Raw genomic sequence first — 22,163 nt, 5'->3', positions numbered from 1 at the left:
GATAAAGATTTTATAATATATTTAATTACGTCTCTTATTAAAGAAATGAATTCCACGCTATCTAGAAAATTAAGATTTCTTTTTTGTAACGATAAAAGAGATATTAGATATATATCAATACTTGTGGTAGTTTACATAGTAAATGTTGCAGGTTGGTCTTATTTGGCTTTATTTAGGCTTTATCATGTTTACAGTGCAGTCTTTGATCTTGGCACTTTCGCTGAAAGCATTTGGCTACCTCTTCACACAAACCCTACTTTTAAAGTTTTATTGTATAATATTTTTTATGTTTCGATTATCCCTTATTTCCTAAGTCCATTATCTTTGTTTGGAGGACTTAAGATTATTCTGATTGTTCAAACGTTTTTTATATGGGCTACTGCGTTGCCTCTTTACTTTATTTCTCGTAAGTTTAACATTTCCCCAGTTTTATCACTTCTTATTAGCATATCTTATTTCTTATATTTTCCTATAGCTGGAATAAATTGGTTTGATGTACACAATCAAGCCTTCTTCCCATTTTTCTTTGTTATATCTTATATGCTTTACCTATATGGTTACCGAAAAGCATCGTTAACTTTTTTTATGATCACCGCCCTAATCAAATGGCCATACGGTATTTTCGTTGCCCTTTTTGCCTTTTATGAACTAGTATCCTATATTTACAAGAGAAATAAAAATGCAGACAACAAAAAGTTGATTTACCTTTTAATGCTTTTTGTTTTTTCAGTTTCAGCTCTAATTTTTGGATATAGTATTTCTTTTATAGGTGGTCATGTATCTGCATCTTTAATTCATGCTAACGCTTCCACTGGAGCGTATCAACTAGGTAGTGTTTCAATAACCTTTGTAATGATTCTAGCTCCACTTTTTTTTCTGCCGTTGTTTTCTAAAAGATGGATTCTTTTTCTCATTCCATTTTCTGCGTTAATGTTTATAGCAAGAAATCCCATTTACTTTTTTCCCGATATATATACTGATCAGTATCTTTCTATGTTGGTTCCTTTTCTCTTCCTTGGACTCATTGATGTTATATCTCGCCGAAATGATGCTGATTACAAACTAACAATACCACAAAAGAGATTAAGGAAAATCTACAATCGAGTAAGAACAAACCAAACAACTAAAACTGTGCTATCTATTTTAATATTTTTGGTTCTTTTTTCCCTTGTTTTCCAGCCGTGGAGTCCTTACGTAAATGACAATGGGTATATTAATTGGTATAGAGATAATCCATATGACAATTTTAATACATATACATATCTGAAGGAGGAAACGGGAATGATACCTAGATCAAATCCTTATGTTTTGGCACCTAACAACATACCTGAAGTTTATCCAAGAGCTTTAGTTGGTGGCCCCTATCACGTTGGGCAATTTGTCATGGGTGCCCCTTCGCCGGTGTTTTTAAATATAACACTCAGAGATGCAGTAAATAATACTTTTCCATTTATCGCTTCCGGAGGTCATATTGTCTATGTCCCCATGGATTATGCAATTTCGACAATAACTAATGCTGTCTCGTTTGTAAAATCTGGATACCAAAGTATTGTGCAGATAATGGACATTATGTTACTTTCTGGTAAATATGGGATTATGGCAGAGGCAAATGGGACAATTGCTCTTGAAAGAAATTATACTTACCCACCAGCATTGTATATTCCAATGAATCGTTATATTGGCGTAACTCTAGGAGATTCACCAACAGCAAATATTGCCAAAAGTAATTCATTAATTTTTTCAAACATCTCTGCTGGCTCAACTTTGTGGTACGGCGGAACAAACTATTATCCTGGAACTTATAATGACACATTGAATTTTATTTCATATCCAGAATCATACGGTAATATATCTGTAACTGTAATGCTTAATGGAACTGATGTATCTGAAAAATACATTAATATACATAATAATTTAGCTAAAGAATGTCATGATATTTCCTTTAATCAGGTGATAAACAATATCAATTTGAATACCGGGTATTATTATTTCATTATAAAAAGTAATGGATTTACAGGAAAAATAGCTTTTAAAGGAATTAATGAAAAAGAGGTATCTTATAAATGGTAGTTTCAAAAATGGTTAAACGAGTAATAAATTTTATGTATTTCATTAGTGTGAAAAATAAAAGGGTGTTTTCTATATTAGTAGTTTTTCTTCTTATTTTCTCTGCTTTTACAGTTTATTATAATGTTCATGGAAAAAATTTAAATCTATCATCAAAAATTGAAAATCGAGAGTACATTACTCACTTTAATAACAAAACCAATTTTGGTGCAGTCAATGTAAGTAATTTTAAAATTTCGTCCAATCAAAAGGAATGCAATTACACAGTACCCATCACTTTTAATAGTTCAATTCGATATTTCCAAAAAGGCTATATTTACCAGCAACTTATTCAGTTAAATAGATCAAAGATTCCTCAAATCAATTCGAAATTTAGCAATTTATATTTCACTTATGGTAATGGGTCAAAAATTTATGCTTGGATAATGAATATTATAGGGAATATCGCCAATATATGGCTCAGACTAATTTTCAGCTTAAATCTTACTATATGGATTAACATCGGTCCTAAAAATTTATCTCTATTTGGAAATTACAGCTTCCTTGGATATAGTGTTTCGTTCTTCAACGCTCCTCTTGTATTTGGAACGCCTAAAGTTCCCAGAGCATGGGACTTTTCAGGAACTTCATTGCCTAATGGCTTTGTTAATTTGAATACAAATTACACAGTTAATGACGGGCTTTACATTTCCGGTGAAACTGCCCACTATGCGAAAATAAAAGTTTCTGGAACTTATAGTAATAATACAGGTATTCTTACAAATATGCAAGTTTCCAAGAACGGGCATACTAATATAAGACAGTCCTTTGACTACAAACTAAAAGGTCAGGAAGAAAGTTCAACAAATTTTTGGTTCGTTAATGGGACAGAATTTACATTTGCAACAGAAAATAGGGGACCGAGTATTAACACTGGCTTAATAAACTATGGTTATAATGTAATTGGAATAAATGATAGTCTTGACAAAAATTTAGCATATGGAACATTGAACAATCTTGTATTTTCTGGAACTAATACACCATCAATTAATGCTTCAGATTATTCAAATTTTATGTACTGCATTGGTGGATCATACTTTGAAAGATACGCAAATTACTCATGGATCGTCATAAGAACGATCCCACCTAGTAATATAATGCCAGCGTTTGCCATAGGTACGATACAAAATACATATACTGTCATATTTAGATCTATAAACCTGCCTCGTAATAATAACTGGTACATAAATGTAACTGGGCATGGGAATACGGAAACATTTTTAACAACTCAATCTGAATTCTCAATCAACCTTCAAAAGGGAGAATATTCTTATGTAGTAGGGAACTCAACTATGTATTATCCAGTAAGCCGTATAGGTCATTTAAATTTGAATGGAAGTAGCATAATTATACCTGTTAAATTCGATGAATTTGCCTTTCTTAAAATAATTTTGACGCCATGGTATTCTTCTCTGATCTTAAAAGGGAGGATTATCCCTGTATCCGGATGGATATACAATAACAATGGTCTTCTTCAATCAGAGGTCTTCAATTTATCGCTCTTTCCAGGGAATTATAGTATCAAGGCCATAGGTAATGGATATTACAAATTTTTTAAAAATATAACTTTGTCATCTGGTAGATTATTATCTATAAATGTTACTCTTTCTCCTAGGACTAGTAATTTTAAATATCAATATGTTGAAATTTTAACGGTATTTTCCGCGGCAATGTTCGGTTCAATCATTTATTTATCAACTAAGAAAAGAAGGAAGTGAACAAATTTTCTTGGCTTGTATTGATTCTTTTTATAATTAACTCAGTATATCAAATTCTTTTTTATAGTCTTAGACCTCTCTATATTAAATACAATAATAGTTTGTACCATTTGCATTTCGCCCACTGGTAATTTGTTTAATCTACCTTTGCCTTGCTCAAGGTTCAATGTTTTCTATTAACATGGGATCGTATGCAATATATCACAATGAATGATTACATTTTCATTAAATTTGATTTAATACCATCTAATGTTCAAATTAAAAATCTTCTTTCGATACCAAGTTACCATTCATATAGTCATAATAAATCAAAAAAGATTATATTTAAAAATCCATGGATTGCATTTAAATGAATAAAAAATTATTCTAATTTAAAATCCTAACGAAATTTGACTGTATGCAACTATTTATAGTTATTAAAAATCTTGTAGTAGAATGAAGTTTAGTAAAATCTCTAATAGTAGTCTTCTTCACTGTCCAGTAGAATATAATCAGCAAGGAGTATTCTTTAGCATTGTAGATTATCGAAACAATTACTTTAGCAGCGATAAACTTAATAAAATCATCGAATTCTACGAAGGATTCGAAAACCGAGACCAACTGATAAGGTGGATGAATGAGAGACCAAAAGGTGTATCAAATATACATGAGGTTGATGGTAACAAAGACGTTATCGTAATAGTACCAACTATTGATTTCAATGGAAAATTTGCAAGAGAATGCAGGGAAAACATATTCAAAGGGTTACATATAGTCTTTGTTGAAAGTGGTAAAGACTATTATTTCAATTTTGCTCATAACTGCAATGTAGGGATTAAGAAATCACTGGAGTATGATCCAAAATGGATCATTGTATCTAACGACGATATGGTGAAAATTGATACAGCTAAACTACTTCAGGAACAACTCTTAGCATTGAACGAAAAAAAATACGACGTTATATTTACGCAACCATCAAAATATCATTCTTCTTCAGAGAAGATTTCACGTCCTAATATTTTATTTTTTGTTTATAGTTTAATAATGAATAAGAATTGTGGGAGAACTGCATTAAAAATGTATAAAAAGTTTTTAATCAGATATTTAATTTCTCCTATATCTGGGAAGTTTTCAAAACTTTTCAAGAATGGTTATCAGTACTTAGAGATTCAGGATTTTGGAATATTTAGTTCTCTATGGATATCGAAAGTAGGTGGATCTATTTATGATGAAACGTTCATAAATGCTGCAGAAGACACTGATCTATCCATCCGGATTAAAATTGAAAACGCAAGGACAATGATTATTGACTACAAAATCGGCGATTTAATAGGAAGTACACTCGATACAGGAAATCTGAGGGCAGTAAGAAGTATTGCTGGTCTTACGTATCTAAATTGGAAGTGGGATAATAAAAAAAATGTTTTTAATGTAAATGGTAGCACTTAAAAAAATCTTAAAAGACTATAATTAAAAATAATCTTGCATCAATTTCCTTAGATATTACTCTTGGCATTATATCTGGCAGATTAATAGGAGGATTTGTAGTTTTCAAGAGTTTAATCACTATCTCCTCGTTTTTTGTGTAATAGAAAGAACAGATTCTCATATCTCATTCTCAATGAAACACCACAGTAGTTGAATTTATTCACTACTAGGAAAGATCTATATACATATTACTTGTACTATGTAATATAGTTGTTCTTCCAGACTGGGTGATGAAATACAAGAAAGAGGGTGTAGAGATAAGGAAATCTGGAGATCATTATTATGCCTATGAGATGACCAGCAGATGGAATAGGGAAAAGAAGAAGGGCTGACAAGATCACTGGCCAGTATCTTGGAGTTGTAACCCATGATGGTATAGTGAAGACAAGATCCATGGGAATGGTTAGATCTGATTATGAATACGGAAACATAGCTCTGTTATATGGAATAGCAGAGAAGACAGTCATACTTGTACTGAAGGATATATATCCTACAATGTGGGGTCGGATCATATCATATGTGATCCTAAGAAACATACAGCCTCTTCCAATGAAGTCTGTGCACTACCTGTATGAGAAGACATATCTCTGCAGGATAATAGATGAAAGCATGTCACCGGATTCATTATCCAGAATGCTTTCATCCCTTCCAGAGGATCAGAGTATAAGAGTCATGAAAAGACTCACAGAAAAGGGTGAATATATGCTCATGGGTTCAACGGCCATATTCTCAAGATCAGAGAATATATCATTCCTTGAACCTGGACATAATTCAAGGAATATACACATACCACAGATCAACATAATGATGCTATTTTCATCAACAAGAACGGTGCCTACCTTTGTTAGGATACTTCCAGGATCCATAAGGGATGTTTCCGCCATGTCAAAGACCATTGAAATGGCTGGTGTTGAGAGATGTGTTATTGTTGCAGATAAGGGATTCTTCTCTGCAGATAATATAGGGAAATTAAGGAAGAAACATCTGAGCTATATCATTCCACTGAGAAGAAACTCAAAGATCATACAAAATCAGGATCATTTCATGGGTGTTTTCATGTATGATGGTAAACCTGTGAAATACTGGCAACGGAATGATGATGTTTACATATTTGAGGATCCTGTTCTCAAGAGTGAAGAGGAGAAGGATTATTTGATCAGAATAAGCAAAAACAGGAGAAGCAAAAGAGAGTATGATGAAAACCAGATCAATTTTGGAAAATTATATTTTCTTTCGGATCTCAGGGAGGAACCTGAGAGAATATACATGATCTGAGCCCCTTAATTTTGGACAGATATTCCGTCTTCCAATGAGACATTTTCCTTCAACCTCCTTTTTCTTACAATTCTGTTTTTCATTCTTTTCTCCTCCTTTCTTTTTCTCTCTTCCAGGAATTTATCCCTGAAGCCTTCATCTTCAATCAGTCTCCTTTCAAACTAATCCGGTGGAAGATATTCAATGGATGAATGTGGTCTCACACTATTATAATCATTAAATGCATATTCCATCAGATTCTCTGCGTCCTGAATTGTTTTCAGATCGTTAACCCAGATGTAATCCGTCTTCAGTGAATTGTGGAACGATTCAATATCTCCATTGTCCTCAGGAGTGTGCTTCTGTATGTATTCCGATCTTATTCCAAGCAATTTCATGGATTCCCTGAACTCCCTGGATATATAACGCGGTCCATTGTCAGTTCTAAGAATGATATTGTGCATTCCGCCATTGGGAAACCTGTCTGCATAGGCCTTCTCAGCTGCTTTAATGCAGTTCTTTGCTGTGCATGTTTTTGAAAATTCATAGGAAATCCATTTCTTGCTGTAACAATCCTTGATGGACATAAGATATACCATTCCATCATGAACTGTGCTCACATAATGGATGTCTGTTTCCCAGAGAATGTTTATGTTCTCGGGCTTTGTGAGATCCTTTCTTCTGGTGCGGTTCCTGTGCTTTGCATATGGAAGTGCAAGGCTATTTCTTCTCATGATCCATCTGACAGTCTTTATGTTCACATGAATGCCGGAATTCCTAAGAAGTGCCCATATTCTCCTGTAACCGTAGGTTGTTCGATCTGCTGATAACCTGATGATCTCAGCTTCCATATTCTCTGAAATCCTTGACTTCCTCTTTCCTGATCCCTCTGTCTTTCTGTAGTAGTTGGATGATCTTTGGATATGCATCGCCCTTGATATCCTTGCAACTGGGATTTCTTTCCTGAGAATTTCAATGGCCATGGCTATTTCCTCCCATGTCGACTTTTTTTTAAAGCATCTATTGCAAGTGCCTGATCACCAACAAGCCTCTTGAGATCGTCAATCTCCTTCTGGTATTCATCTCCCTTTGATGATTCTCCAAATCCCTCCCTTCCACCTTCAAGGAAGCGTTCCTTCAATCTGTGGAACTGTGCAACAGATACATCATGCCTTCTGCACAGTTCAGCAATGTTTGTTGCTATAAATGATTCAATTACAATCCGTTCCTTCTGCTCAACTGTAAATTTCTCAGTCATGTGCATCACCTATTTCATGGGAAATGTGCAGGAGATTTGCAAAACCCTCTCTGGATTCCCCCTTATATACCTTTAACAGTATATTATCTCTCTTATAAGTGTCCAAACGATAAACGGAGCACATCAATACAGACTGTACAAACAGCGTGAATACGTGGAATACGCATTCAATGTTTACAAGAACGATCTTGAGGCAGATAGATCATATCTAAGAGATGATCACATGCTTTTTACATACATGTTTCTTAATATGCTATCACTGTATCTTCACTTTCAAATACTGAACATGATAGATGGAAGATACAGTGTGTGGGATGTTCTACTCATACTTCCAAGGATAAAGATTTACAGAATGGAAAGTGCAGATATCATGAGTGAAATAACGAAAAAAGCGAAAGAACTGGTGTCAGATTTGATGATTGATCTGGACATATTTCGTAAATAATGGTAGGTTAGGTTTTAATTGAGTAAAATTTTTGTTAAATTATTAGGGGATCTCCCAATTAAACAACTTACTATTTCGGTTATCCCTTTTTGCTTTTCTCTAGGCTCAATGTTTAATATTACCATGCGATTGTATGAAATGATTGCCTCCATACGTGAAACAAAAATTATACTAATTAATTTTACAGATTACTTAAAGTAGAGAAACGCCTCCTCACAAAGGTTTATATCAATACAGATAATTTAAGATTAATGACAATTAAATCAAAAGTATCAACTGTCCTCTCAATTAGGAAATTCACTAAAAATTGGGTGTCAATAATTTTTATGATGATTAAAGGCAAGGAGACAGCAATTTTTTTGCGCACTGGGCAAAATCTTTATGATGTAAAAGATCCCTATGGACTTATAAATCTGCTAAGCTTAGAGTGGGAAATTCTTGAATTTGACAACACATTTGTAGTTTTAAAAAATTTGAGTGGTGTTAAACTTAAGTGCCGTCTGAGAGAGGGATTTGACTTTGGCCACATTTTCGAGATTTTCGAAAAAAATACATACCCACAAAACTTTAAAAATTCTATGGTAATAGATATTGGAGCCTCAACAGCAGATTCTTGCATATATTTTGCTATTAACGGAGCAAATGAAGTTTATGGTTTAGAACCAATGAAAGAATCATACGAGTTAGCTGTATATAATGTTATGGTAAACAATCTAACAAGCAAAGTGCACATAATTAATGCAGCATGTTCAAGTAAATCGGGTAGCGTTTATCTGAACGTTTCCTCCAAAAATCCTAATGCTAACTCTATAAATCAATCAAAAACTGTAAAAGGAATTGGTATAAATTTCGATTCAAGAATACTAGTAGATTCTATCTCTTTGAAGGATATAATATACCAATACAATTTAACGAAAGTTGATCTTTTAAAGATGGACTGCGAAGGGTGTGAATATGAGGTATTCCAAAATATAGAAGAGAGTGATATTTCAATTATTAATAATATAATTCTTGAATTTCATGATGGAATCAAATTTTTACCAGATTTGCTCAAAAGACATGGATTTGATGTAAGGTATGATCATTCGAAAGAAGTAGGCATTTTAACTGCATATCGCAAATAATTAAATCGTGATTACTCCAAATAATACTGTATAACTATTATTATACAGCGTTTTTGAGAGATAGTATAACCGATGTAAAACATAGTGAAATACAGGTTAGAGTAATGAACTGCTACTTGGCCACATTGATGTTATTACAGTATTGTCTTATGGTAACTAATTTCTTATCAGATGATCAAATACAAGGATCCCTGTAATGTTTATTATTGATGACAAATTTAAAAACGATTTAAGACCATTCAATTATTTCTGTAATGATATTAGTCATTGAGAATGATCTTAAATGTTACCTTCTCTATGTACAGTACCAGGATAGGTATGAATAGATTGATGGATAGAGGTTTTTATGACAATAGCAGCACAGATGTAATTCAATTGTTTAATGCAGTCTAATATTACAGTGAGTAGAAGATTATTTTAATTACATTGGTCTCGAACATTTATATCATACATACACCGTCATACTAAAATGTATTACAACATTATTCTGTATCAATATTTACAAATATAGAGTATAGCAGTGCTAATCCCTTAATTGCTGTATAGAAATTTTTTTATCTATCGATCTATGCTCAACTATAATGTTCTGAAAGCTTTTACTTTGGTTGAATTATCCTTACTCGGATTAAGATCTCTGGAAGATATATAATATACATAAGGAAATTCCATTGCTAGCATAGAGTATTTTGTTTATCTATAATACGTGCCAATTTTTGAGATATTGCAATATTATACTCTACTACGGCAATTTGAAGTCAATACAACTTGGCATCACCTTTGTGGTAATTCAGAATTTAGTTTATGTTTATTAGAATATTATGTATGATGCTTTGGTTATCTTATTCTATTTTAGTTTTCATTTTATAAATATTATAATCACATTTGTTTGACTATTATCGTTATATAAATCTTCTAACTCGAGAAAGATAAAAATATGTACACTCCTTTTTGTCTTTTGTAATTGTAATCTATTTTAATCATCATTATTAAGCATGACAATACTTGTCTATCTTACTCAGTAATACATTAACTGTAAGATATTCACCATATTACAACCATTTCCAAATGGGTTTAACGTCTACATACTTCTTTACCACATAAAACTCATCTTCCTGGTTATAAGTTAATATGAGCCCTTTCTCAAGTTTGAAAAATGACATGGCCTCCACAAGACCTTCTACCTCTCTATCCTTATTGTCATCTGTTAATTCGTAACACACCTGAATTACCATATTGATTTTCTTATTTTCCATTACAACAAAATCACATTCTCTTTTCCCCTTGAAATAGTAAATGTCATGGTATTTTCTATGAAGTGTTATGAACACCAGATTTTCTAGCATTCTTCCCTTCTCAGATGACAGCGATGTGGAATTACATAAGACAAGACCGTTGTCAATTGCGTAAATCTTTTTTTCATTAACTGCCTGTTTTTTTAAGGAGTAATCAAATTTTTGTACTGTGAAAAGGAGATAGCTATCCTCCATATAGGATATATACGAAATAGGAGTGTTTACTGAGCCGAAGTTAAACAGTTTCTTCAAAGTGTTATATGAAAATTCATTTGACACGTTCCCAAGTAGATATAAAGCGAGCTCCTGAAGTGATTTCGCATCTCTTATATTGTGCCTGGCAACTATATCCCTGTATAATACATCAAGAAGAAGTTCCTGAAGAATTGAATTCTGGCCATACTTTAGATACTGTGGTAAACCTCCGTTTTGAAAGTAATCATTAAATGTCTTTAGCGCTCTTTCTTTTTTAAAAAAACTCAACCATTCCGTAAAAGAAAATGGAAACAGTTCAATATTTATGTGTCTCCCTGTCAACCTGGTTCCAAGTTCTCGACTTAGCAGTGAAGCGTTAGATCCAGTGATAAAAAATTGCTTCCCATTGTCTAACATTGATCTTACAAAAACCTCCCAGCCTTTTATATTCTGGATTTCGTCAAATATATAAAATTTAGATGTTCCATACTCTTCAGCCATAATCTGATTTAATTTTTCAAAATCTGCAGGCTCAAAATTAATAAGCCTTGAATCCTCAAAATTGAAATAATAAAAGTCTGGTAATTTAGTTAACAGCTGCTGAAGTAGTGTGCTTTTTCCCACTCTCCTTATTCCTGATATGATTATGGCATAATGCAGATCAAGAGGTATTTGATCTAGAATCTCTCTCTTTACACTGTTCTGTTTCGAAACTATCTGCTGTCTCTGTTCATTTACTATCCTTCTTAGTGTGTCCTTTAAGATCACAATTTAACATGTTTTATTCTTATTTTAATCTTCTCAATAAGAATGAAAACTATTTCTCATTTGTAATGCATACAATAAATACTTCAATCAAACGTGGTTAAAAGAAGGGGTATCATCTAAAGTGAGGATATCAGTCAAAAATTATGGCTTTTGGTCTCAGGCTGTTGCTTAAAAGTGACTTACATATTAAACTAATAAGTGTTCAGAAATAATTTATCACCTCCATACATATATAAAAAAGACCGTTAGTGAACCTTCGTAATCTATTTGTATTTTTATCTGCCATTTGCCTCTGGTTGAATATACATATTTAGATTGCTTATCATAAGGAATTCTCCACCATTTTCCTCAGTACTACAATTGCACAATGGTGGGTAGTTACAGCAATTAGAAGTACTATTTAGTACAGATTTGAAATATACAAAAGAAGTGGTATTTACATCTAATTCGACCCAATAATTTGAAAAATTAACATTGTTAGAAATGAAAAATGTAGTAACATTGTCACAGAAATAATGCCCAGGTTCATAATGTGCTCATCCATTACAAATAGATCAGATTCTGTTGACATCACCATTCCCATTGAAGTCTTTCTTTTTGTTCCTTTGGAATAGTCTTTTGATAGAGTTTTGGAATCCTTTGGCAACTTAAGCATATCTAATAACAAATCGGTATCATACATTACATTCCCGAAATTTGAAAATAAATCTATGGATTCGCGGGCTGTTAAATATGGATATATGAAGGACACTTCTGGCAAGTATGAAATTTTACCTTTGGAACTAATTTTTCCCTGATCTTGACTTAGCAATCCGCAAATTATTCTGATTAAGGTAGTCTTGCCAACACCGTTTTCTCCCATTAATACTATACATTTTCCCTTCGCTATTTCAAGATTTATTCACTTTAGAATTTTTCTTTTTCTGAAAATTCCAAAACCAATTTCTATATTGTCAATAGTAATAATAGGTGACCCAGCTGAATCGTTATGTATCAACCATTCACCCCACTAATTCAATTCCGTTATTAGTTAATAAGACTAAACATTTTGTTACGCTCAAAACACAGGGAATAACTGAACCTGAGACAACTAATTGAACTGAGGGGATATAATAACCATATGGGGCAACCTCAAATGAAGATCTAGAAATATTAAAAACTGTTTCGTTCCAGAGAGAACTACAACTTGTTTTTTTATTTGTAATTAGAAAATGATCGAAAGCTTCTAAATTCGAAAAGGCAGCGAAGTTTGAAGTATTTAGTGACATATTCAAGAGATGATTTGCATAAGTGGTATTGTTTCCCAAATATACAAGATCTATTCCTTCTACATAGTTGTTTTCATTAAATGAATACTTTGTAAGGTAATTGGTGGAATTTATAACAGCAGAAATGTTAATTTGTAACATACTCTGTTCATTTATTTCTATTGTCTTAAGAGAGAAATCCAATCCTATTTGTGATTTGGAATGTTCATTCACAAATGAAGTGTAGTAGACCACCCCCGATGTTACCAAAATAAGGGATACTAGGATTGAAATTATGGTTTTCCTTCTTTTATCCATTCTCTTTCCTCTATTAATATTTATTATTTATAACTTTTACTTAGGCGCATTTCATTGAGCGAAGTCTACATTATAAACAAATGAATACCAGTTGTAATCTTTAGAGTAAAACCATCCAGTATGGGCAACTTGTTCTTGATCATTTACACAAATAGAATCCATTCCATTTGGAAAAGAACCAGTGGATAGAGCAGATACTTCGTAGCATACTGCATACGGCTTAACGCCTGTTTGATCTAAATTATCAGAAAACTCCCATGCAGATGTATGGTCCGTTTGTTTCAAAGGAATAGTTTCAGAGCATGGAACTTAGTATTGATAAGAAAAGGAAAGATGAAGAAATGGTAGTTTAAAGAAGATATATCATTAAAAAAGAGAACATTCGTAAAAAATAAAACCGTCGGCCCACACGATTTTACTCATTTCCTATATTAATTTCTGTTAAGAAATAATTTAGCCCTCTAATATTTATATAAGAAAATTGGTAGTCTATCTGAATTTTTTATTTGTATTTACCTCTGTTTGATTGCAAATATTTGGCTTCCATATCATAAGTAAATTCAACCTTATTTTCATTAACTTTAGAAAATATTATAGATCTTAAATACACACAAATTGCGTTATTTGAATTATTTTAGACAAAAATCCAAAAAAGACTCATTAGAAATAAATAATGAAATGACAACGACTCACAAATGGATACTGTGAGTTTTTAAAATTAACATGAAGATTATTTAAGTCATTTTGTTAATATGGATGTTATGGCCCTTTGATTGGACAACTTCGGCTATTACAAATGGTTTTTTTCCGCGATATATAACATATACTCAGTGAGACTCGTTAATCATAACTAATTTAACCAGTAGAATCTTTCTTTGCAGTAAAACCTAAAAATACCTCCTTCTAACTTTAATGGCAAATCCTATAGTTCCCAAAGATACTAAAAATAACGTGTCATTCAAGTAAATATATTCTTGCAGGGTTGCAATAGCAGTTTTTTAATTTCCATCTAAATATGGATGTTTTCCTATAATACCTTCAAATAAGGGTAGCTGCCATAAAATAAATATCAAAATTTAGATTTGCATTGTAACTACTATCTTTTATCTCTTCTAAAATTGAATGTAAATTACTTTCAGATGTATTATAACCTCCTGATACCTTGTATTTGTTACAAATCACTTTGTGTATGTTATTAACATCATCAATATCAAAATTCAAAAAAAATAAAATTTTATCTAATCTGTGATAGATTCTTTTTCCCAGTGGACCTATCTCCATGAAGAACTCCAGATCCTTTTCTATTACTTTCAGTTTTAACTTCCTTTCTATAGTTTTCTGATATAATGGGATTTTAGGTGTCAATTAAGTTAATTATCTTAAAAAGTATAATGCGTTTTTGATATAAAGTTCAATAAATCATTCCATGAATTCCCGAAAGGAATATGACACAAACATATTCAATCTATGTTGAATTGATTTCCGCAAGAGGAACAAAACTTGGCAGTTCCTGAATTAACAAAACCACACTTTTGACAAACTCGTTTACCTACTAAACCTCCTTCTAGGGATGGTAAATTCAAAAGGTTCCTGGAGTCAGCGTAACCAACTATACCAATTACAAGTGCCAACAAAGCCCCTATGAGAAAACCATTTGCGATTATAATTGCGACCACTGAAATAATTATGAGTCTAGTCCAGTTAAAGGATTCTGTGTCAATTCTCAACTTTCTACCCATATTCAGGATAGAAAAACCAATCGCTAAACCAATAATAGTTAAAAAAATAAACAGAAAAACAAAAGAAAGCAGGAGGGGACTGCTATAAAAAGTTAAAAACCCTGCCCCAAAAGACCCTACAAATAGTCCCACAATTAAATGGAATATTGCAGAAATAATTATCAGTGCCGCTGAAATATAAAGGCCAAGTGATAAGAGATTTTTAATTTCAGTATTCATTAGAATTCCTATGATATTTTCGTTCTTAAACTTACGCTCTTATAGTATGTTTAAAGAATAAACTCCTTCAAATATGAATGCACGAATTAAAATAAAGACAGCAATTAAATTCACACTTTTCTATCCTATTAAATGGAGGATATTTTATTGTCCTCTGGCAAATTTAATGGAAGCATTAAGTTCTCTGGGACTGTTTGCTATGCCATCTCTATATTCTCTCTCTCCTGGAATATCTTTACCTCCTGAAGCAACTTACCCATACTGAATTACAACTCTCCATAACTAATAATGTAGATATCTGAGTATTACAGGGAAGTAAGGGTACAAGTCTAAAAAAATAAAAATTAAATTTTGTCCAATAGGTCGTAGATTAGTTATCTAAGTGGGTCTATTTACATAAAGAATTCAACATCCTTTTCTATCTCTTCTTGTGTCAACTTCCTTTCAATAGTTTTCACGTATAATTGGATTTTAAGTGTCAATTAAGTTAATTGTCTTTAAAAATGCTAGGAACTCTAAATTATTTAAACTGCAATCTGACACGAAACAGTTCTTATAGATGATTGGTTGAGAAAAGAGAAGATAAAAATTTTCAATTCATTAAAAATACAAGGAATAGAATAAGAGATAGCCCAAATAATGAATTTTAGGTCAATCTGTTGAGTTTTAGGCATTGACAGATTAAAAATTGTAGGAATTCTAATGATAAAAATTTATTGAGGTGAAATTTTTCTAATTTCCATCGATTTTTGGTCACTCTTACCAGAAAATAACCCAAATACTGTTAAAGAAATACATTAAAGAGCATAAACTTCCAGCAGGGAATTATTAGAATTTTATATCCATTTACTACTCTTATTTCTTCTTGGTAATTTGTGATAATGAATAATTTCTCTAATGAAAGGTCTATTGCTGCCCTTATCAATCCCCTAAATTCTCTTTTTTCATTTTCATTATTCAGTTCATAACAAACCTGAATTCCTACTCTGAGGTCTGGAATTACAAAGTCCACTTCCTTTGAATCCTTGCTTTTGTAATAATATATTCTCAATTCATTCCTTCTTAGATAAACAGCAACCAGATTTTCGATTAGTCTACCTTTGTTTTCAAGGGAGTTTGCTGTTATTAGGCCATTGTCAACACAATATACTTTCTTTGGATTGATTGATATCGTTTTAATCTTTTTGGTATATCTCTCCAATAGGAATATTAGGTAAGTATCGCTTATATATTCTGTATATTTCCTGACTGTTGTTTCACTGCTTATGTTTAGTGATCTTGAAATTGAACGGAAAGATATCTCATTAGATATGTTCTCAATTAAGAAAATGATTAATGATTTGAACTCGGATGTTTTCCTAATGCTATATCTGTTTATAATATCCCTCTGAATTATATCAGGAACCAGTTGATTTATGGTACTCTTGTTTCCTGAAATAACATATTCCGGCATACCTCCATTAATTAGATATTGGTTGAATTTTTCCACAAACTTTCCTTTCTCAATGGTAGTTAATTGATCCTTATCCGGGACATTTAACGCAAAACTAGTAAGAAATTCTTTGAAAGAAAAGGGAAAAAGCTCCATATCAATATGTCTACCAGTGAGATGAGTTCCGATCTCCTTACTTAAGAGATTGGCATTTGAACCGGTAATGTAAACCTTCTTGCCAATCCTAAGCATTCTATTTATAAATAATTCCCAACCCTTAACATTCTGTATCTCGTCAAGAAAAAAATTTTGCAAATCTCCATAGATCTCAATCATGCTTTCATAGAGCAATTGAAAGTTATCAGAAGTAAAGCCGAAAACCCTATCGTCATCAAAATTGAAATAATAGAAATTTTCGCCAAAATTTGTTTCCATAAACTGTTTTAAGAGTGTGCTCTTACCGCATCTTCTCAATCCTTTGACCAATACAGCATTGGATCTGGGGGACACTGTCAATTTAAATTTTAACTCTCTCTCAACTATATTGGTAGAATTCTTTAACTCTTCTCGCTGGTCCAGAATTACGTTTATAAGATTACTCTTGGTTAACATACTTTAGTTAAGTCTTTCATATACTAATAGTTGATTATTATAATAAGCAAAATTCAAGAATATTGACCATTATAATAGGCACTATTACAAAAAACTTGCATGTAATCGTTACAATTTTGGAGGTTAGCCCCATAATTCGATGTTTACTCATCGTCTTTTTCATATACCGTAAAGTTTTCTGTTTTATCGTCATCAAATATTTGCTTAAAATTCTATTCAACTAATGAACAGGTGTTGTTGTAATATGTATTTAGCGTCATCCACTTTCCTGATAAAATTATGGCATTGGTTAGATCAAAAATCTCCATTTTTTGGCCGCCTGTTTGGGAATAATTTCAGACTCTCCTCTTTGACTATCCTTCTTAATGTGTCCTTTGCATTCTTATTTCAATCTTCACACTAATAATGAAAACTATTTCTCATTTGTAATGAGCACATTAGACTATTTATGAAAAATTTTCATTAAATTATGTCCATTCCAATCCACGATCGGATTTTGGAATATTTGCTCGGAATAAAAATAGTTTTAACCTATATTTACATATCAATCTGGTAATTTAATAAGATGAAGAATGAAGATTTAACATTTACATTCAAAAACATAGGTCCTATAAAAAAGAAAGGTTCCATTAAAAACTCTAACATTACAATATTATATGGCCGCCCAAATTCAGGAAAATCATTTATTTTAAGATCACTCTATAGTACGCTTTCTGTGTTAGATCTAAAAATGAGAGATTTAATGAAAGTTTACTGTCAAACTTATCTAAATGATCTATTAATTAGTCACATTGGAAATAGTCTAAATAATTTAGCTAAAACCTTTAATGATGTTTTAGAAATTATGGATAGAGTTTCAAATGTCGTCAACAAAGAAAAAATTCCATTGAATAATCAAGAATCACTCAATAAAGTTCTATTTGGAACAATTAACGAAATTATACCAGAACTTAACTTAGAAAATTCAGGTGATGGATTATCATATACTATTAGCGAAGAGATTACAATTCCGATTAGTATAGAGTCTATCAATAAAAATTTGGAAAATACCATCGTCAGATTTATCTCTTCCATTATTGGCGTTAGGTCTATTAAAAGTTTTAATATAAATGATGATAATCTATATAATATTCTTAAAACAGAAATTGGAAATTTAACTTATGATTCGATCGCCGGAAAATTTGGCTCTTCTGGGATGCTTTATTTAACTCCAAGAATTCAGGATAGTTTTAAGATGAGTGTTGAATACTCAATGTTAGCAGTATCAAGTGTTAACATCAAAGTAAAGGTTACCGCTAATATTTTACTGAGAAATACTTTTGTGGGACCTATTGATAAAAATGCTAAAGTTCACCATAAAGATGAGATTAACTTAAATCAATTGACGAAAAGCATAGTATCACAAGTTAGAAATGTTAAAATTTCGAAATACAGTCTATTTGAGATTAGGGAGATTCCGAAAGCTTTCTCAAAGAGCATTTCTATGGCAATGGTAGATTATTTCCTAGCTCATATGCATTCCTTAATAGAATTCTCTTCAAGCATTAGTGAAGTTCGTTTTGTACCTTTTGGAAAAACCCCTCTTATTATTTCTCATCGCTATTTTAAGAATTATAACATCTTTGAAAATAATGATTTATTGTACGATTCTACAGAGTACATATATAGGGCTTTTATTGATTGGATAGATTTTTCAGAGAAGATGGTTTCCATCGAAAAAGATTTCCCATTTGATACATTCACAGTTCTTCAAGGTAACTTATCATATGATGAACTAACAAAACGTTTGTTTTATACGGACAATATGAATGTTAAGGTCGATCTAAAATACGCTTCAGCAATGGCTAGTGAGGTGTCTGGTATACTCCTTCTGGCGAAGTCTATGAAGAATGGACTACTAATAATAGAGGAACCTGAATCTCAATTACATCCTTCATCTCAAGTTATAATGGCACTAACGCTGATTGTATTGTCTTCAATGGGAAAAAGAATTGTATTTTCGACTCATAGTAGCATCATAGGTCAGGTTTTTTATTTACTCCACAAGTATAAACCGAATCCAGAAAAGATACAGACTTTAATTGACAATGTAATGAATGTTGAAAGAAAAGGGAGTGATAAGATTGAAATAAGTGACTTGGCCAAACAGGTTTCCAAATCTTTACAGGAATGTGAATTTGATTCATACTTTGTTGATAGGATAAAGGGGGTAAAGAAAATTAATCTCTAGGAGTTTGAGAATGGAATACCAGGTATAACAGATGAAGTTCTTATGAAGTTGCTAGACTGGACAGTAACCTTAGTAGAAGGAACAGAATGATGAGTGATTGAAATTATGAGTGGAACATTAAATCATGACGCAAGATCTTATTCAACTAATTTTAAGGACTGTAATTGTAGTGTTACAATTAAAAAGGTAGAAAACTTTGTATCTCTTATGAACCTGGAGGAGGTCTGTTTTGGGAAAAGTACCCCACATGCTGATCTAGCTCTAATTTATCGAAGTAAGAAAAATAAAGTCATTATATTCGAAATGAAAGGAGTTAACGCTTCTCTTAAGGATAATCAATTGAAACAACTAATAAATAGAATCAAAGGTAAACTTCAACCAACCATTGATCTTTTTTTAGGGAAAAAGATAGAAGAAGGCAAACTAGGATTGAACAATCTGTTAAACCTAGGTCTAAATGTAGAGTTCGAATACGTTTTAGTCTTTAAAAATGAAGATATTATAAAACCTTTTCTAAGTAATCTGACTACGCGAATACTACAGGTAAATATTGGGTCAAGTACGGTTAATGTTCCATTAAAGGTAATACTTGAGAAAGGAGAATACTTCCCAAAATAATATCATTAAGTCTAAATGGCCTTTTAAAGAATCACTAAAAATTATTAGACTGAGAAAGGTTGATTAAATTTCCCTTTTTGAGCTTTAGAATTATCATCAGTTCTTCTTGCATACTCAATATAGTTTAGAAAAACCACACAGTAGGCCTTAGGTACTATAGGTTTACTCAGCATAATCCATAATATATTCTTTTCCTTATTTTTATCAGATGAGTGTATATTTTTTTTAATATCATTTGGCAGGTCATCTTCATCTGTAATTTTCAAGTTTGATCTAAATTGCTTAACCTTGTTCGCAATCTCACTTGTTTTAAAAAGAAATTTTTCCTATTTTATAATCCCTCTGGATGACACAATGTTAACACTCTGACTCAAAATTGATCTTACATGCTCATATGTTTCCCTATCCTCAAAATAAACAGAAGTACCTTTCATTCCTCTTGTAAGTAAAATCCTGTATCTATTGAATAGCATCTCCCTTCCCCTGTCAGGGTTGTTTCTGCAAACACTTTTTAATGATGATCTCCCACCTATTGTATCGGTAATTTTTTCTGGCTGCACAACCCATTTACCTCTCCACACAAGGTCCTCACCCCATATCAGACCAACATAATCTGTTTCAAATCCCTGGGAACCATATATTGAAGCACAGTATTTGAAAGGGTTTTCATGGATTCCCATCCAGTACTGTGGGTACTCTGTCTTTGGATCCATAAGCCACTTTATTTCAGGATTAATAACTCTCCTCTTTTCCTTCCTGCCATCACTGAATGTGTATGATGCAAGTAAGGCTATTCTTGTATTCCCGTTCTCCTCTTTACGTTTCAGGTCATCAATCATATTATTAATGTTGTCAAACAGTCTCAGGTCATATTCACCAGGATTAGAATAATTACTTTTAGAGAAAAGACCATCAACAAAACTACCATATTTATCACCGTCTATCATCCTAAAAAAACCGCTCAAGGATATGAATTCAAACTCAGTGCCTGATCTTTCAGCTTCAGATTTGAATACAGCCTTTCCACCAGATTCATCATCAATCAAAATTTGATTCTCGTCAAAGAAATAAACTGAAGTTTTATCATAGGATAGAGTCTTCCTAATTACATCCATAGTCATACGCTGTGCCTCATCATATATAAGTAGTTTCTGAAGCTGAAGTCTTTCAGGATCAAAGTTTTCCTCGCCCAGACCCTTAAAGTGTCCATTGAATCCCATGGAATAAAAGCACAGCAATGACGAATATGATGGACCGAATACCCTTCTTAACGTATTGATGAGCCTGTTATTTCTATAAGCAAGAAGTGCCTGATATCCTTCACTTAATGCCATGAATAGAAGGTTTATGGCCATAAGTGTTTTTCCCGAACCCATTCCTCCGCTTATGAAATACTTCTTTTTCTCTCCTTTCCTGATACTATTCATTATTTTTTCTACTATTATTGCCTGTTCCTCTGAAAGACCAAATCCAGCATTCAGGAATTTTCTTGATACATCTTCCATTATATGATCTCTATTTGCGGAAATAAAATCGATCAATTCTCTGCTTGTTCTAAATGTGCCGTTCTCAATGGCATCCACCTCTTCTTGTGAGGAAACTTCCACAGGAAGTATTTGTAATTCACTTTCAACCTCTCTGCCATTATACAGAATTTTGCATTCTTTCCCATCCTTTGTATTATACATATAAACGAAACCATCAAAGGAAATCAAGCTGGATGAAGTGTGAAAATTTCTCATCTTTGCAACATAATTCTCCATCTGGTAGCATGGATTGACAACTTCCTGATTATCTCCCATTGAGACTATTTCATTAATTTTCCTGTAGTTATTCCATCCCTTGGATTCCACAATAAATGCATGACCCTTTCTGGCAATCAAAAAATCTACCCTCTCCAAACCTATGGGGAAACCGTACTCCATAAATACCCATGTTCCTGGATTTATGTACTGTTTTAATGCCTTAATGCTTCCCTTCCATGCGTTAGTCTGTTTAATATCTGGCTGGTCTCTGTATTTAAGTGCATAGTTTCTTCTGAGTTCATCTATTACGTAATTTAATTCAAGACTCCCAAGGTTGTTAGTATAAAATAATGAATTGTTCACAAAATAACACAAT

17 protein-coding genes and 2 pseudogenes are annotated in these 22,163 nt (G+C 32.3%); 9 read left to right on the top strand and 10 right to left on the bottom strand.

Annotation, left to right across the window (positions count from 1 at the left end; genetic code table 11):
* Window positions 1-45 precede the first annotated feature (45 nt).
* The 4 genes and pseudogenes from CSP5_RS04680 to CSP5_RS04665 form a co-directional block, all read left to right on the top strand.
* Window positions 46-2,070, top strand: a complete 2,025-nt coding sequence (locus CSP5_RS04680) for a DUF2079 domain-containing protein (RefSeq protein WP_145983952.1) — start codon at window positions 46-48, stop codon at window positions 2,068-2,070.
* Window positions 2,071-2,492: 422 nt separating this feature from the next.
* Window positions 2,493-3,824, top strand: a complete 1,332-nt coding sequence (locus tag CSP5_RS04675; RefSeq protein WP_145983951.1) for a hypothetical protein — start codon at window positions 2,493-2,495, stop codon at window positions 3,822-3,824.
* Between the two features lie 612 nt (window positions 3,825-4,436).
* Entirely contained in the window at window positions 4,437-5,252 is an 816-nt protein-coding gene (locus CSP5_RS04670) for a hypothetical protein (RefSeq protein WP_145983950.1), read from the top strand.
* A gap of 269 nt (window positions 5,253-5,521) precedes the next feature.
* Window positions 5,522-6,563: pseudogene (locus tag CSP5_RS04665) on the top strand (transposase); the annotation flags it as partial.
* A gap of 164 nt (window positions 6,564-6,727) precedes the next feature.
* On the opposite strand, the gene CSP5_RS04660 reads toward CSP5_RS04665, so the two are convergent.
* Complete coding sequence (locus tag CSP5_RS04660; RefSeq protein WP_241810738.1) at window positions 6,728-7,528, bottom strand: IS3 family transposase; 801 nt, start codon at window positions 7,526-7,528, stop codon at window positions 6,728-6,730.
* Between the two features lie 2 nt (window positions 7,529-7,530).
* Complete coding sequence (locus tag CSP5_RS04655) at window positions 7,531-7,803, bottom strand: transposase (protein ID WP_077076246.1); 273 nt, start codon at window positions 7,801-7,803, stop codon at window positions 7,531-7,533.
* A gap of 127 nt (window positions 7,804-7,930) precedes the next feature.
* Between CSP5_RS04655 and CSP5_RS04650 the strand changes: the two are divergent.
* Together CSP5_RS04650 and CSP5_RS04645 are read left to right on the top strand one after the other, a co-directional pair.
* Window positions 7,931-8,248 (top strand): annotated as a pseudogene (locus tag CSP5_RS04650) (IS1634 family transposase); the annotation flags it as partial.
* Window positions 8,249-8,499: 251 nt separating this feature from the next.
* The gene (locus CSP5_RS04645; RefSeq protein ID WP_083705274.1) at window positions 8,500-9,372 is read left to right on the top strand and encodes an FkbM family methyltransferase; all 873 of its coding nucleotides are present in this window, start codon (window positions 8,500-8,502) and stop codon (window positions 9,370-9,372) included.
* Window positions 9,373-10,421: 1,049 nt separating this feature from the next.
* On the opposite strand, the gene CSP5_RS04640 is transcribed toward CSP5_RS04645, so the two are convergent.
* The 6 genes from CSP5_RS04640 to CSP5_RS04615 all read right to left on the bottom strand — a co-directional run bounded on the left by CSP5_RS04640 (window position 10,422) and on the right by CSP5_RS04615 (window position 15,150).
* Complete coding sequence (locus CSP5_RS04640; protein ID WP_148689759.1) at window positions 10,422-11,627, bottom strand: ATP-binding protein; 1,206 nt, start codon at window positions 11,625-11,627, stop codon at window positions 10,422-10,424.
* Window positions 11,628-12,069: 442 nt separating this feature from the next.
* Window positions 12,070-12,516 carry an ATP-binding cassette domain-containing protein gene (locus CSP5_RS04635; RefSeq protein ID WP_277868678.1) on the bottom strand — a complete coding sequence of 149 codons (447 nt, stop codon included), beginning with the start codon at window positions 12,514-12,516 and terminating at the stop codon, window positions 12,070-12,072.
* A 112-nt stretch (window positions 12,517-12,628) separates the two neighbouring features.
* A complete protein-coding gene (locus CSP5_RS04630) occupies window positions 12,629-13,192 on the bottom strand; it encodes a hypothetical protein (RefSeq protein WP_148689757.1) in 564 nt (187 codons plus the stop codon).
* A 51-nt stretch (window positions 13,193-13,243) separates the two neighbouring features.
* Window positions 13,244-13,477, bottom strand: a complete 234-nt coding sequence (locus CSP5_RS04625) for a hypothetical protein (RefSeq protein ID WP_148689756.1) — start codon at window positions 13,475-13,477, stop codon at window positions 13,244-13,246.
* A 753-nt stretch (window positions 13,478-14,230) separates the two neighbouring features.
* Window positions 14,231-14,557, bottom strand: a complete 327-nt coding sequence (locus tag CSP5_RS04620; protein ID WP_148689755.1) for a hypothetical protein — start codon at window positions 14,555-14,557, stop codon at window positions 14,231-14,233.
* A 95-nt stretch (window positions 14,558-14,652) separates the two neighbouring features.
* Window positions 14,653-15,150 carry a zinc ribbon domain-containing protein gene (locus CSP5_RS04615; protein ID WP_148689754.1) on the bottom strand — a complete coding sequence of 166 codons (498 nt, stop codon included), beginning with the start codon at window positions 15,148-15,150 and terminating at the stop codon, window positions 14,653-14,655.
* Window positions 15,151-15,223: 73 nt separating this feature from the next.
* On the opposite strand from CSP5_RS04615, the gene CSP5_RS04610 reads away from it, so the two are divergent.
* Window positions 15,224-15,415 (top strand): hypothetical protein, encoded by a 192-nt coding sequence (locus CSP5_RS04610; protein ID WP_148689753.1) that lies wholly within the window; start codon window positions 15,224-15,226, stop codon window positions 15,413-15,415.
* A 519-nt stretch (window positions 15,416-15,934) separates the two neighbouring features.
* Here CSP5_RS04610 and CSP5_RS04605 read toward each other — a convergent pair.
* Window positions 15,935-17,194 (bottom strand): ATP-binding protein, encoded by a 1,260-nt coding sequence (locus CSP5_RS04605; protein WP_148689752.1) that lies wholly within the window; start codon window positions 17,192-17,194, stop codon window positions 15,935-15,937.
* 565 nt (window positions 17,195-17,759) lie between these two features.
* Between CSP5_RS04605 and CSP5_RS04600 the strand changes: the two genes are divergently transcribed.
* The gene (locus CSP5_RS04600; protein ID WP_148689751.1) at window positions 17,760-19,424 is read left to right on the top strand and encodes an AAA family ATPase; all 1,665 of its coding nucleotides are present in this window, start codon (window positions 17,760-17,762) and stop codon (window positions 19,422-19,424) included.
* A gap of 105 nt (window positions 19,425-19,529) precedes the next feature.
* Window positions 19,530-20,042 (top strand): hypothetical protein, encoded by a 513-nt coding sequence (locus tag CSP5_RS04595; RefSeq protein WP_148689750.1) that lies wholly within the window; start codon window positions 19,530-19,532, stop codon window positions 20,040-20,042.
* Window positions 20,043-20,368: 326 nt separating this feature from the next.
* On the opposite strand, the gene CSP5_RS04590 is transcribed toward CSP5_RS04595, so the two are convergent.
* On the bottom strand, window positions 20,369-22,150 hold the full coding sequence (locus CSP5_RS04590) for a DNA/RNA helicase domain-containing protein (RefSeq protein WP_148689749.1): 1,782 nt from the start codon (window positions 22,148-22,150) through the stop codon (window positions 20,369-20,371).
* Window positions 22,151-22,163 lie beyond the last annotated feature (13 nt).

This window comes from Cuniculiplasma divulgatum (assembly GCF_900083515.1).
In the GTDB taxonomy this organism is placed as follows: Archaea; Thermoplasmatota; Thermoplasmata; order Thermoplasmatales; family Thermoplasmataceae; genus Cuniculiplasma; species Cuniculiplasma divulgatum.
Note: the sequence above shows the minus strand (reverse complement) of the source record. Positions and strands in the feature narration are given on the sequence as shown.